Origin of the sequence: Mycoplana ramosa (assembly GCF_041930185.1) — a bacterium.
Taxonomy (GTDB): Bacteria; Pseudomonadota; Alphaproteobacteria; order Rhizobiales; family Rhizobiaceae; genus Mycoplana; species Mycoplana ramosa.
The window spans coordinates 83,144-97,394 of the sequence record NZ_JBHEEW010000012.1; the positions used below are offsets into that span (position 1 = coordinate 83,144).

General features: G+C 66.9%; 9 protein-coding genes. 3 read left to right on the top strand and 6 right to left on the bottom strand.

Features of this window, described 5'->3' with window-relative positions:
• Positions 1–24 precede the first annotated feature (24 nt).
• Complete coding sequence (gene mutS / locus JNC62_RS15860; RefSeq protein ID WP_374839987.1) at positions 25–2,769, bottom strand: DNA mismatch repair protein MutS; 2,745 nt, start codon at positions 2,767–2,769, stop codon at positions 25–27.
• 126 nt (positions 2,770–2,895) lie between these two features.
• Between mutS and JNC62_RS15865 the strand changes: the two genes are divergently transcribed.
• Positions 2,896–5,181, top strand: a complete 2,286-nt coding sequence (locus JNC62_RS15865; RefSeq protein ID WP_374839988.1) for an NADP-dependent malic enzyme — start codon at positions 2,896–2,898, stop codon at positions 5,179–5,181.
• Positions 5,182–5,530: 349 nt separating this feature from the next.
• Here the strand turns inward: JNC62_RS15865 and dnaA are convergent, their stop codons facing one another.
• From dnaA to mutM, 3 genes are all read right to left on the bottom strand, one after another.
• A complete protein-coding gene (dnaA, locus tag JNC62_RS15870) occupies positions 5,531–7,084 on the bottom strand; it encodes a chromosomal replication initiator protein DnaA (protein ID WP_374839989.1) in 1,554 nt (517 codons plus the stop codon).
• 861 nt (positions 7,085–7,945) lie between these two features.
• Positions 7,946–8,212: a 30S ribosomal protein S20 gene (gene rpsT / locus JNC62_RS15875; protein WP_374839990.1), complete on the bottom strand. Its 267-nt coding sequence runs from the start codon at positions 8,210–8,212 to the stop codon at positions 7,946–7,948.
• 270 nt (positions 8,213–8,482) lie between these two features.
• Positions 8,483–9,373: a bifunctional DNA-formamidopyrimidine glycosylase/DNA-(apurinic or apyrimidinic site) lyase gene (gene mutM / locus JNC62_RS15880; RefSeq protein WP_374839991.1), complete on the bottom strand. Its 891-nt coding sequence runs from the start codon at positions 9,371–9,373 to the stop codon at positions 8,483–8,485.
• 175 nt (positions 9,374–9,548) lie between these two features.
• On the opposite strand from mutM, the gene ubiE reads away from it, so the two are divergent.
• Together ubiE and ubiB are read left to right on the top strand one after the other, a co-directional pair.
• Entirely contained in the window at positions 9,549–10,328 is a 780-nt protein-coding gene (gene ubiE / locus JNC62_RS15885; RefSeq protein WP_374839992.1) for a bifunctional demethylmenaquinone methyltransferase/2-methoxy-6-polyprenyl-1,4-benzoquinol methylase UbiE, read from the top strand.
• Positions 10,329–10,419: 91 nt separating this feature from the next.
• Entirely contained in the window at positions 10,420–11,994 is a 1,575-nt protein-coding gene (gene ubiB, locus JNC62_RS15890) for a 2-polyprenylphenol 6-hydroxylase (RefSeq protein ID WP_374839993.1), read from the top strand.
• A gap of 12 nt (positions 11,995–12,006) precedes the next feature.
• Here the strand turns inward: ubiB and JNC62_RS15895 are convergent, their stop codons facing one another.
• Both JNC62_RS15895 and JNC62_RS15900 read right to left on the bottom strand, forming a co-directional pair.
• Positions 12,007–12,633 carry a hypothetical protein gene (locus tag JNC62_RS15895; RefSeq protein WP_374839994.1) on the bottom strand — a complete coding sequence of 209 codons (627 nt, stop codon included), beginning with the start codon at positions 12,631–12,633 and terminating at the stop codon, positions 12,007–12,009.
• Positions 12,634–12,750: 117 nt separating this feature from the next.
• Complete coding sequence (locus JNC62_RS15900) at positions 12,751–14,145, bottom strand: selenium-binding family protein (RefSeq protein ID WP_374839995.1); 1,395 nt, start codon at positions 14,143–14,145, stop codon at positions 12,751–12,753.
• Positions 14,146–14,251: the final 106 nt, after the last annotated feature.

Below are 14,251 nucleotides of genomic sequence, written 5' to 3' on the forward strand. Positions count from 1 at the left end.
GCTGGGGTCAGCCGGGCTCGACACCTACCCCTTGCAGACCTCCCGCTTCAGCGCATAGAGTGCCTCCAGCGCCTCGCGCGGCGACATGTCGTCCGGGCTGAGCGCTTTTAGCATCTCCTCCACCTTCGACGCGCCGGCGCTTTTTGCCTCTTCGCGGCGCACCGCCACCTGGAACAGCGGCAGGTCATCGATCAGCTGGCTCGCCGGGTTCTTGCGGTCGGCGTCCTCCAGCTTGGCGAGCACGTCCTTCGCCCGCGCCACCACCGACGGCGGCAGCCCCGCGAGCCGCGCCACCTGGATGCCGTAGGAGCGGTCGGCCGCACCTGGCCCGACCTCGTGCAGGAAGATCACCTCGCCATCCCACTCCTTCACCCGCATCGTGGCATTGGAAAGGCGGGCGAGCTTTTCCGACAGCACCGTCAGCTCGTGGAAATGGGTGGCGAACAGGCCGCGGCAGCGGTTGGCCTCGTGCAGGTGCTCGACCGCCGCCCAGGCGATCGAAAGCCCGTCGAAGGTCGCCGTCCCGCGGCCGATCTCGTCGAGGATGACGAGCGAATGCTCGGTCGCCTGGTTGAGGATCGCCGCCGTCTCGACCATCTCGACCATGAAGGTCGAGCGCCCGCGGGCGAGATCGTCCGAGGCGCCGACGCGCGAAAACAGTCGGTCGACGATGCCAATGTGCGCGCTTTCGGCCGGCACGTAACAGCCCATTTGCGCGAGGATGGCGATCAGCGCGTTCTGGCGCAGGAAGGTGGACTTGCCGCCCATGTTCGGCCCGGTCAGCAACCAGATCGCGCCATCCCCCTTGGCGCCCATGCCGCCCTTCGGCGACAGGTCGCAGGAATTGGCAACGAAAGGATTGCCGGCCTGTTTGCGCAGCGCCTGCTCGACCACCGGATGGCGGCCGCCGACGATGGCAAACATCTTCGAGCGGTCGACCACCGGCCGGCAATAGGCCTGCTCCTCGGCAAGCACCGCCAGCCCTTGCGAAACATCGACCACCGAAAGCGCCCGCGCGGCCGCCTTGATCGCATCGGCCTCGGCGACGACCGCTTCGCTCAGCGCGTCGAAGGCGGCAAGCTCGATCGCCAGCGCCCGGTCCGCCGCATTGGCGATCTTCGTCTCCAGCTCGGAGAGCACGGTCGTCGTGAAGCGCATTGCGCCCGCCATCGTCTGGCGGTGGATGAAGCGGGCCTTCGCCTCGTCGCCATCCGTCAGCGCCGAAGCGTTGCCCGCGGAGACCTCGATGAAATAGCCGAGCACGTTGTTGTGCTTGATCTTCAGCGACTTGACGCCGGTCTCCTCGGCATATTGCAGTTGCAGCCCGGCGATCACCCGGCGCGACTGGTCGCGCAAGCCGCGCATTTCGTCGAGTTCCGCATCCGCCCCCTCGCGGATGAAACCGCCGTCGCGTTTCAGGAGCGGCAGTTCGTCGGCCAGCATCGCCTCCAGCCGCCGCGCCAGCTCACCGGGCAGGGCGGCGATAGCCGCGAGGGCTGCGGCCAGTTCGCCGTCCAGCGCCTCTTGCGCCATCAACCGCGCCACCGCATCCGCCGCCCGCAGCCCCTGCAGCAGCGCGCCGAGGTCGCGCGGTCCGCCGCGGCCGAGTGCGAGCCGCGACAGCGCCCGCGGCATGTCGGGCAACATTTTCAGCACATCGCGCAGGTCGGAGGCAAACGACGGCCGATCGGCGAGTGCGGCGATCGAATCGAGGCGTTCGTTGATCGGCTCGGGGTCGGTCAGCGGCGACATCAGCCGCTCGGCTAAGAGCCGGGCGCCGCCGCTCGTCACGGTGCGGTCGATCGCCTTCAGCAGCGTGCCGTTCCTGTCGCCGGAAAGCGTGCGCACCAGCTCCAGGTTCGCCCGCGTCGCCGGATCGATGAACAGCGTCGACGCCGCGCTTTCGCGCTCCGGCGGCCCGAGCGGCGGGCGCTCGGCGATCTGCGTCTTCTCGACATAGGCAATCGCCGCCGAGGCCGCCGACAGCTCGGCGCGCGAGAACGTGCCGAAGCCGTCGAGCGTGCCGACGTCGAAATAGCGCGCGATCCGCCCTTCCGCCGTGGCGCTGTCGAACAGCACCGCCGGCTGGGGCACGACGACCCGGCCGAGCACGTCGATCACCGGGCGGAACTCCGGGTCGTGAAACAGCGTGTCGGGCACGATCAGCTCGCGCGGCTCGATGCGCAGGATGTCGGCGAGCAGGCGTTGCGGCGTCGTCTCGGCCAGCCGGAAGACGCCGGTGGAGATGTCGATCCAGGCCAGCGCCAGCGACGGCTCCGCACCGCTGCGGAGGCGTGACAGCGTCATCAGGTAGTTGGCGTCGGACGGCGAGAGCAGCTTTTCTTCCGTCAGCGTGCCCGGCGTGACGAGCCGCACGACGTCGCGGCGCACCACCGATTTCGATCCGCGCTTCTTCGCCTCGGCCGGGTCCTCGACCTGCTCGCAGACGGCGACGCGGAAGCCGAGCGCGATCAGCTTCTGCAGGTAGTCGTCGGCGGCGTGGATCGGCACGCCGCACATCGGGATGTCCTGCCCCATGTGCTGGCCGCGCTTCGTCAGGGTGATCCCGAGCGCGCGGGCCGCGTCGACGGCGTCCTGGAAGAACAGCTCGTAGAAATCCCCCATGCGGTAGAAGAGCAGACTGTCGGGATTGTTCGCCTTGATTTCGATATACTGCTCCATCATCGGCGTCGCCGATGCGCGGCTTGCCTGGCTGGCGAGCTCGGCGGTCGTCAGTATGTCGCTGTTGCGCACGATTTGGTCGTTCACGGAAAGACTGTTCATCTAAAAAAAGAAGTGTCACCCTAGCCGCGGGTCGCTATAGAACACAACACCTGAGGGGTGCCGCGTCGGCGCTTCCCACAGGAGCTTGACTTCTAGACATGGGGAGTACCGATGGCGGACACCGGCAAGACGAAACGGGCAGTTGCGAGCGTAACCGATCAGGAAGCGCTGGATTTTCACGTCCATGGCCGGCCCGGCAAGCTGGAAATCACGCCGACCAAACCGATGGCGACGCAGCGCGACCTGTCGCTGGCCTATTCGCCCGGTGTTGCCGCTCCAGTCAAGGCGATCGCAGAGGATCCCTCGCGCGCCTATGACTACACCACCCGCGGCAACATGGTTGCCGTCATTTCCAACGGCACGGCGATCCTTGGCCTCGGCAATCTCGGCGCACTCGCCTCCAAGCCGGTGATGGAAGGCAAGTCCGTCCTGTTCAAGCGCTTCGCCGACGTCGATTCGATCGATCTCGAGGTCGACACCGAGAACGTCGACGAGTTCATCAACTGCGTGCGCTATCTCGGCCCCTCCTTCGGCGGCATCAACCTTGAGGACATCAAGGCGCCGGACTGCTTCATCATCGAGCAGCGCCTGCGCGAGCTGATGGACATCCCCGTCTTCCACGACGACCAGCACGGCACCGCCATCATCGCCGCCGCCGGCCTGATCAACGCGCTGGCGCTGACCGGCCGCGACTTCAAGACGACGAAGCTCGTCTGCAACGGCGCGGGTGCCGCGGCGATCGCCTGCATCGAGCTGATCAAGGCGATGGGCTTCGTCGCCGACAACGTCATCCTCTGCGACACCAAGGGCGTCATCTACCAAGGACGCGAGGAGGGCATGAACCAGTGGAAGTCGGCGCATGCGGTCAAGACCGACCGCCGCAGCCTGAAAGAGGCGCTCGACGGTGCCGACGTCTTCTTCGGCCTGTCGGCCAAGGGGGCGCTGACGGCGGAGATGGTCAAGTCGATGGCGCCGCAGCCGATCATCTTCGCCATGGCCAACCCCGATCCGGAGATCACGCCGGAGGAGGTCGCCCGCATCCGTGACGACGCGATCGTCGCCACCGGCCGGTCGGATTATCCGAACCAGGTCAACAACGTCCTCGGCTTCCCCTACATCTTCCGCGGCGCGCTCGACGTGCGCGCGACGACGATCAACGACGCGATGAAGATCGCCGCGGCCGAGGCGCTTGCGAACCTGGCCAAGCAGGACGTGCCCGACGATGTCGCCGCCGCCTATCAGGGCAACCGGCCGCGCTTCGGCGCGCAGTACATCATTCCCGTGCCGTTCGACCCGCGCCTGATCTCCGCCATTCCCGTCGCCGTGGCGAAGGCGGCGATGGACACCGGCGTCGCCCGCCGGCCGCTGCTCGACCTCGACGCCTATGCGCGCGAACTGAAAGCCCGGCGCGACCCGATCGCCTCGACGCTGCAGAACATCTATGCCCGCGTCCGCCGCCATCCCAAGCGCGTCGTCTTCGCCGAGGGCGAGGAAGAGCAGATGATGCGCGCGGCCGTCTCCTACGCCAACCAGCAGCTCGGCACCGCCATCCTGCTCGGCCGCGAGGAGCGCATGCGCAGCGTCGCCGAAACGGCCGGCATCGTCCTCGACCGGCCGGGGATCGAGCTGCTCAACGCCCGCATCTCCAAGCGCAACGACGCCTACACCGACTATCTCTACGCCCGGCTGCAGCGGAAGGGCTACCTGTTCCGCGATGTCCAGCGGCTGATCAACACCGACCGCAACCATTTCGCCGCCTGCATGGTGGCGCTCGGCGATGCGGACGCGATGGTCACAGGGCTGACGCGCAACTATTCCACCGCGCTGGAGGACGTGCGCCGCTGCATCGACGCCAAACCCGGCCACCGGGTGATCGGCGCCTCGCTGGCGCTCTGCCGCGGCCGCACCGTGCTGGTCGCCGACACCGCCGTGCACGACATGCCCTCGGCCGAGGAGCTGGCCGACATCGCCGAGGAGGCCGCGGGCCTTGCCCGCAAGCTCGGCTACGAGCCGCGCGTGGCCATGCTCGCCTATTCCACCTTCGGCCACCCGACCGGCGAGCGTTCCGAGCGCGTGCGCGAGGCGGTGAAGATCCTCGACAGGCGCCGCGTCGACTTCGAGTTTGACGGCGAGATGGCCGCCGACGTGGCGCTCAACCCGAAGATCATGGAGCAGTATCCGTTCTGCCGCCTCTCCGGCCCCGGCAACGTGCTGGTCATGCCGGCGTTCCACTCCGCCTCGATCTCGACGAAGATGCTGCAGGAACTCGGCGGCTCGACCGTGATCGGCCCGATGCTCGTCGGCCTCGACAAGCCGGTGCAGATCGTCTCGATGGGCGCAAAGGACTCTGACATCGTCAACATGGCGGCGCTGGCCGCCTATAACGCGGGCGTCTGACCGCCGGGCCGCCCTGTCTGGGTAAAACCGTGGCGTACGCGGCGCGCGAGCCGCTTCCGGGCGTAGGCGATTGCTGTGCCCGGCGCGGCGGCCCATAGCCGCGCAACATCAACGACACCGGGGGGAAACGCCGCCCCTGCACCGCCACCCCCTGCCTCCCGACCTGCCTCCCGGAAGCGGGGACCGGTTTCGGGTCAAAGGCTTGCGACACGCCCAAAAGCAAAAAGCACAACGCGCGGACCGGAACGTCCGCGCGTTGTGCTTTAGCCGGCTATACCACAAGGCAAAAAGAAGCCCGGGGCCTCGTATCCCCCGGGCTCAAGGGCCGCACCCCCAGGCGCGTTTTTGCTTACTCGTTGATCAGGCGCTTCAACAGCTCGATCTCATGGCTCAGCTTGGTGTCCGAGGCGATCAGATCCTCGATCTTGCGCACGGCATGCAGCACCGTGGTGTGGTCGCGGCCGCCGAAACGCCGGCCGATCTCCGGGAAGGAGCGCGGCGTCAGCGTCTTGGACAGATACATGGCGATCTGGCGCGGCATCACGACGACCCGCGTGCGCCGGCTCGAGACCAGTTCCTGGCGCGAGACGTTGTAGTGCTTGGCGACGACCCGCTGGATGTCCTCGATGCGCACCCGCCGCGGCTCGCCGGCGGCCACCAGGTGCGACAGCAGTTCGTCGACGCGCTCGATCGTCAGCTGCGGCTCGAAGGTGCGGCGGAACAGCAGCTGGTTGAAGGCTCCCTCGAGCTCGCGGCCGCTGGCGGTGATGTTGCGGGCGACATGGCTGAGGATCTCGGCCGGGATGTCGAGCGACGCGTCCTCCTGGCGGGCGGCCTCGAGGCGGCGCTTGAGGATCTCCAGGCGCATCTCGTAGTCCGGCGCCTCCATTTCGATCGCCACCCCGCCCTGCAGGCGCGAGCGGACGCGCGGATCGAGCGATTCCAGCTCCCACGGCGCCCGGTCGGCCGCGACGACGACCTGCTTGGCCGAATCGAGCAGCATGTTGAGCAGATGACAGAATTCGTTCTGGATCGAGTTGCCCTGCAGGAACTGCATGTCGTCGATGACCAGGAGGTCGATGTTGCGCAGCGTCTCCTTCAGCGATAGCGCGTCGTTGTCGCGGATCGCGGTGGCAAAGCGCCACATGAAGTACTCGGCGGTCAGGTAGACGACGCGCGGGCTGCGGGCGCTCGAAAGGGCCGCATTGGCGATCGCCTGCAGAAGATGCGTCTTGCCGAGACCGACGCTGGAATGGATGAACAGCGGGTTGAACCGCACCGCACCGGCGCCGGCTTCCGCGATCGTCTTGGCGGCGGCGAGCGCCACCCGGTTGGACGAACCTTCGACGAAGCCCTCGAACGTGTAGCGCTGGTCGAGCGGTGAGCCGAAGAGCGTGCCGGCCTGCGTCGGCTGGCGCTGCGGCGCGGCCTGCGGCGTGATACCGGCGGCGACCTGGGAGATCGGTTGCGGCCCGGCGGCGCGGCGCGGCTGGGCGGCCGGCGCGGCGTCGCTGGCCGACGCAACCTCTTCCGTGCCGGGACGGGCGCCGCGCGTCGCGGTGCGGACGAGGATTTCCACCTTCAGGATTTCCGCGTCCTCCTGCTGGAAGAGCGAGGTGATGAGGTCGAGATAGCGGTTGTTGATCCAGGATTTGAGGAAGGTCGTCGGCACGGACAGCCGCACGACGCTCTTGGACTGGGAGTGAAGCTTCAGCCGGCCGAACCAGCTTGCATAGACATCCTGGCCTACCTGCGCCTTGAGGCGCGCGCTCACCCGCTCAAAGAGGGCGTCATGCCTGGTCCCGGATGTGTCCCCCGGCTTATCGCTTCCTTCCGCGATAGCGTTAAGCGCATGATCCCCGTTTCCGAATGCACCTACAGACGTAGCCGTGTTCGTTTGCATTTTGCCGCCTTTCAAGTTCAGTCGACGCGCCGGCAAGTCATGCCGGCACCCTTTACATTTCCATCCTCCACCGCGTCGCCGGTATCATCGGCGGGCGGTCTCGGTCTGCTGGCCGCGTCGCCCCCACTACCGGACGCGATCAGCATTTTTGCGGCAGTTCCGGCGATCGCGGCCATCGGCCGCGCCGTCCAAACTGCCCTCCCGCTGCGCGAACTCCTCGTACCGATCGCGCGCGGGCATTCCCTCAGCCTCACCCTGGCTGCCGTCCTCGCGGCTCCACCGGACACGGCTGTTGGACGGCAAAAATTACCGCTCCGGCCTCCTTGATGCGGCGGCCGGTCAGCTGCTCCCGGTGTCAGATGAGACAGAGCTATGCACTCCGCTACAGGGTCGAACCGTCTCCCACCACCCGAACGAGCAGTGTTTGGCGTTTCTTTACGCTTGCGTGTGCGCCCCCTGTGGAAGGCATTTAGGCAGGATCAAACGGTAGAATCAATGCCCTATTTTACGCAATATTAAGCCGTGGCCGTTGACTCCGGGAACGCAATTTGACTCAGGAAACAGGGGCTTGCGAAGAATCTGTTATGAATCAATGGCTTTGATTTTTCCGGGGTTTCAACGCCGGCGCGAATCAAAAAAAATAATTATTCGCTTGACTCATAAGCTGCCGCAATTGCCCCCACCCCAGGTGGCATCGCCGTCACCATCCTCGCATAAGTCTTTGTTTTTAAAGTGTTTCTTTTGTCATGATGCCGCCATGAGGCAGCTTTGCACGTTAACCATAACGGCGACAAAAAGGCAAAGAAAAAGCCCGGCGAATCCGCCGGGCTCCTCTAAATTTGCATAGCTCGCTTGGCGAGATCAGGCCGAGAGGGCCTTTACGCGGTGGGCGAGTCGCGACACCTTGCGCGAAGCTGTGTTGGAATGAAGCACGCCCTTGGTGGCGGCGCGCATCAGTTCCGGCTGGGCTGCCTTCAGCGCCGCAGCGGCCGCGGCAGCATCGCCGGCAGCGATGGCTTCCTCGACCTGACGGACGAAGGTGCGAACGCGCGAACGGCGCGCCTTGTTGATTGCAGTACGGCTAGCGATCTTGCGGGTCGCCTTCTTCGCCGAAGTGGTATTGGCCATGGATGCCTCTCTTCAGATACCAGACACAAACTCCGCCTTCGCCGTGCCGGGTCACTACGACCTGTCATACAAGCAATTCGGGAGCAATATCGGAAAACCAAGGGGCTTTCCAAAACTGTGGCCGGCGTATAGCGGGAATTGGCAGGCGCGTCAACGCGCAAATTGAAGAAATGCCACGCCGGTGCCGGCGCTGCACCGATTCAGAATTCGGGGTTTTTGGCCCGTTCGGCCGGGCGGCGCGACCGCCGGCCCGATCGACCCGCCCTTTGCCTATTTCTGGCAGGCCACGCACTGGAAGGTCGAGCGCCCGCTCTGGACGATGCGACCGATGGTCCCCTTGCAGCCGGGCGTTCGGCAGGCCTGGCCCTCCCGATCGTAGACCGAAAACGAATGCTGGAAATACCCGAGCGAGCCGTCCGCGCGGATGTGATCGCGCAGCGTCGAACCGCCCGCCTCGATCGCCTCGGCGATCACCGCGCGGATCGCCTCCGTCAGGAGCGCAAGCTCCTTTCTCGGCTTGCCCGCCGCCGTCACCAGCGTGCCCGCGGCCCGCTCCGGCGACAGATGCGCCCGCCACAACGCCTCGCACACATATATATTGCCGAGACCGGCAATCGTCTTCTGGTCGAGCAGCGCCGCCTTCAACGGCTGGCTCCTGCCGCGCAAGCGCGCGGCGAGATAGTCCGCATCCAGCGCGTTGCCGGTCGGCTCCTCGCCGAGATCGCGCAAATAGGGATGCTCGGTGAGCGCCTCGCGCCGGGCCAGGTCCATGAAGCCGAAGCGGCGCGGATCATTATAGATGACGCGGCGCGGGCCACCCTCGGCCGCAAGATGCAGCACCACATGGTCATGCCGCTCGTCCTTGCCGCGCGGAACATGGAAATCGCCGGGCACCGCCTCGCCCGCCCCGTCCGCGACGCGGAACGACCCGGACATGCCGAGATGGGCGATGATGACGTCGCCGCCCTCGAGGTCGATCAGCAGATACTTCGCCCGCCGTCCGAGCGCGAGCACCCTTCGCCCGGTAACGACCTCGGCGAAACGGTCGGGAAAGGGAAAGCGCAGGTCCGGCCGCCGGAGCTCGGCGCGCGCGATCACCGCCCCCTCCATCACCGGCGCCAGACCGCGCCTGACCGTTTCCACCTCCGGCAATTCCGGCATTGTCAGCTCCTTGACCGGATTTAACCGTGCGGCGCATTTGCCGCAGCCCGGCAATTCCCTATCGCCCATCTTTATTCTATATACCAGCGCGACGATGCCGCAGGCCGAAACCGCGCCGGCGCGCAACCGCGGCGCGAGCGGGACACCGCCGGCGGCGCATCAGGTGGAGACAGGCATGAGCGATCGGGAACGCACGTCGGCGAATGGCGGCATGGAAACCTCCTACGGTTTCCGCCAGGTGGGTGCGGGCGAAAAGCAGGCGCTCGTCAACGACGTCTTCCACAAGGTGGCCAAGCGCTACGACATCATGAACGACATCATGTCCGCCGGCCTGCACCGGGCCTGGAAGGACGCGATGATCGCCGCCCTCAACCCGCGCAAGGATCCGGCCTACCGCGTGCTCGACGTCGCCGGCGGCACCGGCGACATCGCCTTCCGCATCGTCGAGGCCTCCGATCGGCTCGCACACGCGACCGTGCTGGACATCAACGGCTCGATGCTCGCAGTCGGCGCCGATCGGGCGGCAAAGAGGGGACTGTCCGCCAATCTCGATTTCGTCGAGGCGAATGCCGAGGCGCTGCCCTTCGAGACGGGCAGCTTCGACGCCTATACGATCGCCTTCGGCATCCGCAACGTGCCGCGCATCGACGTCGCGCTCTCCGAAGCCTACCGCGTGCTGAAGCGCGGCGGCCGGCTGCTCGTGCTGGAATTCTCCGAAGTCGAGGTGCCGCTGCTCGACCGCTTCTACGACGCCTGGTCGTTCAAGGCGATTCCGCAGTTCGGCAAGATGGTCACCGGCGAGGCCGAGCCCTATCAGTACCTGGTCGAATCCATCCGCAAGTTCCCGAACCAGCAGGACTTTGCCGAGATGATCCGCAAGGCCGGCTTCTCGCGCGTGTCCTTCACCAACTATACCGGCGGCATCGCCGCCCTCCATTCCGGCTGGAAGCTCTGATGCGGCGGGATTTCGTGACGCCGACCGCCTCGCTCCGCCTCCTGCGCCGCACGCCCCGCGGCCGCGCCTGCGGCCTTTGGGGGGGCCGCGCATGACCACGCCTGCTGCCTATTTCCGCCTGGCCCGCGTCGGCTGGGTGCTGGTGCGCGAAGGCGTCGTCTCGGAGCTGCCGGTGCAGGAAATGCCACCCTCGGCGCGGTTCCTCTCGAAGGTCGCCGGCCTGTTCGCCCGTCGCCGCTCGGCCAAGGAAGACCGCAGCGCCCGGCTCGCGCACGCGATCGAGCGGCTCGGCCCCTCCTACGTAAAGATGGGCCAGTTCCTCGCCACCCGCCCCGACGTCGTCGGTGTCGCGATCGCCGAGGACCTCTCGGCGCTGCAGGACCGGATGGCGACCTTCCCGATGGCCGAAGCCGTCGCCACCGTCGAGGGCTCGCTCGGCCGGCCGGTGACCGACCTCTATGCAAGCTTCGGCGAACCGATTGCCGCCGCCTCGATCGCCCAGGTGCACCCGGCAACGGTGCGCGATGCAAACGGCGAGCGCCGCGTCGCCGTCAAGGTGATCCGCCCCGGCGTGCGCCAGCGCTTCACCCACGACCTGCAGGCGATGTACGCCGCCTCGCATCTGCAGGAGCGCTTCCTGCCGCAGACGCGCCGGCTGAAGCCGGTCGAGGTGACGCGCACGCTCGAGCAGACGACCCGCGTCGAGATGGACCTGCGCCTCGAGGCGGCCGCCATCTCCGAGCTCGCCGAAAACACGAAGGACGATCCCGGCTTCCGGGTGCCTTCGGTCGACTGGGAGCGCACCGGCCGCGACGTCGTCACGATGGAGTGGATCGACGGCATCAAGATGTCGGACCTCGACGGCCTGCGCGCCGCCGGCCACGACCTCGACGCGCTCGCCGACACGCTGATCCAGTCGTTCCTGCGCCACACGCTGCGCGACGGCTTCTTCCACGCCGACATGCACCAGGGCAACCTGTTCGTCGACCCGCAGGGCCATATCGTCGCCGTCGACATGGGCATCGTCGGCCGGCTCGGGCGCAAGGAGCGCCGCTTCCTCGCCGAAATCCTCTACGGCTTCATCACCCGCGACTATGTGCGGGTGGCGAACGTGCATTTCGAGGCCGGCTACGTGCCGGCGCGCCACGATGTCGCGAGCTTTGCCCAGGCGATCCGCGCGATCGGCGAGCCGATCCACGGCCAGCCGGCCGAGACGATCTCGATGGCGAAGCTGCTGACCCTGCTCTTCGAGGTCACCGAGCTGTTCGACATGGAGACGCGCACCGAGCTCGTCATGCTGCAGAAGACGATGGTCGTCGTCGAGGGCGTGGCGCGCACGCTCAACCCGCGCTTCAACATGTGGAAGGCCTCCGAGCCGGTCGTCGGCGGCTGGATCCGCGACAATCTCGGGCCCAAGCGCATCCTCGCCGACCTGAAGGACGGCGCGCATGCCGCCCTGCGGCTCGCCGAGGCCGCGCCCGAGATCGCCGCCAAGACCGAAAAATTCTCGCGCGACCTCACCGCCATGGCCGAAAGCGGCCTGCGCTTCGACGCCGCCACGGCGGAGGCGATCGGCAAGTCCGAGGCCCGCCACGGCCGCTCGGGCCGGATCGCGCTGTGGGTGATCGCCGCGGCGCTTGTCTATATTGCCTGGGTGGTCGGGTAGCGCTCGCCCCGGCTACCACAGGATCAGCATCGCCCCGGTCAGCAGCAGCACCGCGCTCCAGACGACGTCGACATTGACCCAGGCGCTGCGCAGGATGCCGAGCCCGACGAAGCGGTAGACGGCAAGCGCCACCAGGCCCATGGCGCACAGCATCGCGCCGGTGTGCACGGCGACCGCCGCCAGCATCGCCGCCGTGCTTCCGCCGCCCGCCGCCGCCAGCGGCGGCGACGCCAGGCAGATCGGCGTCAGCGCCGGCAGCACCATCAGCCCGGCGCCATGCGCGGTCGCCATCAGGAAGGACCAGAGCGCCAGCCCGACGAGCCCCGTCGTCATGCCGACGCGCACGCGCTGGCGATGCCCGAAGAGATGGTGCCAGACGGCCCAGGCGACGAGCACCGCCCCCGTTGCCGTCCGCACCAGCGACGGCTCGACGACCAGCCCCGCCATGATGGTGATCGCCACGACCAGACCGACCGACGCCGCATGGCCAAGGGCGATCGCCGGCACCGCGCCGACCACCGCCGCCGCGCTCTGCCGATGCAGGCCAAGCGCGACGGCGAACAGCCAGCCCATCGCCGGGTTGAGGCCGTGAAAGGCCCCGAGCCCCGCCAGCAGCAGCCATGGCCACAGGTCGTTCATCGGCAGCCTCTCACCTTAGCGCGCGTCGCGATCCGTCAGTTGCCCTTGCCACGCTTTAACATCCTTGTTTCGCCTTTCTTTGTCCCGAAACCGGTTCCCAGTTTCGGGAGACATGCTTCACGGATAGCAGTAGGAGTCCGACGAGCAGTCGCCGCCCTGCAGGCGCACCTGGTGCGGCCGGTGCGACTTCGGCCATTCGACGAAGAACCTTTCGTCGAAGGCGATGCCGCCGTCGGGCCCGGCGTCGAGCTTGACCATCCAGCCGTTCAGCCCCTCGGGATAGAACTGCTCGTCGATCGCGCCATACAGCGAGTTGGTGAAGTAGACGCGCCGGCCGTCGCGGCTGATCTCCACCATCTGCGGCCCGCCGTTGAGCGCGCCGTTCTTCGCCCCCGGGTGCGAGGCGCGCGAGACGATGCCGCCGATCCGCACCTTGCCCGTCTGCTTCGGCTTGAACGGATCGGAGACGTCATATTGCAGCAGGTCGCCGGTGCCCCAGCAGGAGACGTAGAGGAACCGGTCGTCCATCGACAGGTCGATGTCGGTGACGAGCGGCGGCACCGCCTTGAAGCCCTGAAGCATCGGCGGCAGTTGTTCCGGATCGGCCGGCTCGGCGGGGATGTCTATCACCTTGGTGACGGCCCACTTGTCGCCGTCGCGGTGCCAGACCCAGATCGATGACGACAGATCCTCCAGGCACACCACGGAATTGACGAAGCCATAGGCCTTGGTCGGATCATGTGCCGGCCGCAGCTCGAACACCAGCTGGTATTTGTCGCCGAAATCGATCGTCTGCAGGTGCTTGCGCTTGTGCAGGTCCCAGAAATGCAGCCTGCGCCCGTACTTTGCGCCGAGCAGGATTTCCGGCACGAGACCGTTTTCGAAGGTGTCGGGCGTCCCCCACTCGCTGGTGACGAGGGTGTCGTGGCCGAGGTGCCACCAGACATCGTAGGAAAGCTCCTGCGGCCCGCGGTCCAGTTCCCATTGCCCGCGGACCTCGAAGGTTTCGTGGTCCATCAGGAAGACGCCGCCGGGCGCCTTTCCCTCGCGGTTGCCCAGCGCTGCGACATAAATGCCCTCCGGGCCGCAATGGACGGTGTGGGGGCGCGAGTAACCGGCCCGCTCGGCCACCTCCTGCGGCTCGATCACCTTGACGATCGCCGGCTTGCGGCCGTCCGGCTTGGTGTCGAGGATGTGGATGCGCGACGATTTCAGCCCCGGCACCACCAGGTAGCGCCGCTCGGCGTGCGGATGCGGCGCGTTGGGGCAGAGGCACGACGAACAGGCGTTCCAGCCGAAATGGTGCAGTTCGTCGCCGACGTTGGGCATCGGGACTGTGTGAACGATCTGCCCGTAGGTCGCCGAGGCGGGATCGACGTCGACGACGGCGAGCTCGTCCGGGACGGCCCGCTTCGGGTCGAATGCCGCGACATAGGCCAGCGTTTCGGGCGCCGCCTTCATCGCCATGCGCGGTGAGGGATAGAAACTTGGATCGGGTTTCCACGTGACCATGTGAAGGCCTCCTGGCTTCGCGTTTGCAAAACAACTGGAATGCCGACTGTCCGCCGCGCCGCGTCGCGGGACGACAGGATCAGGGATGCTTCAACAGGATACCGGG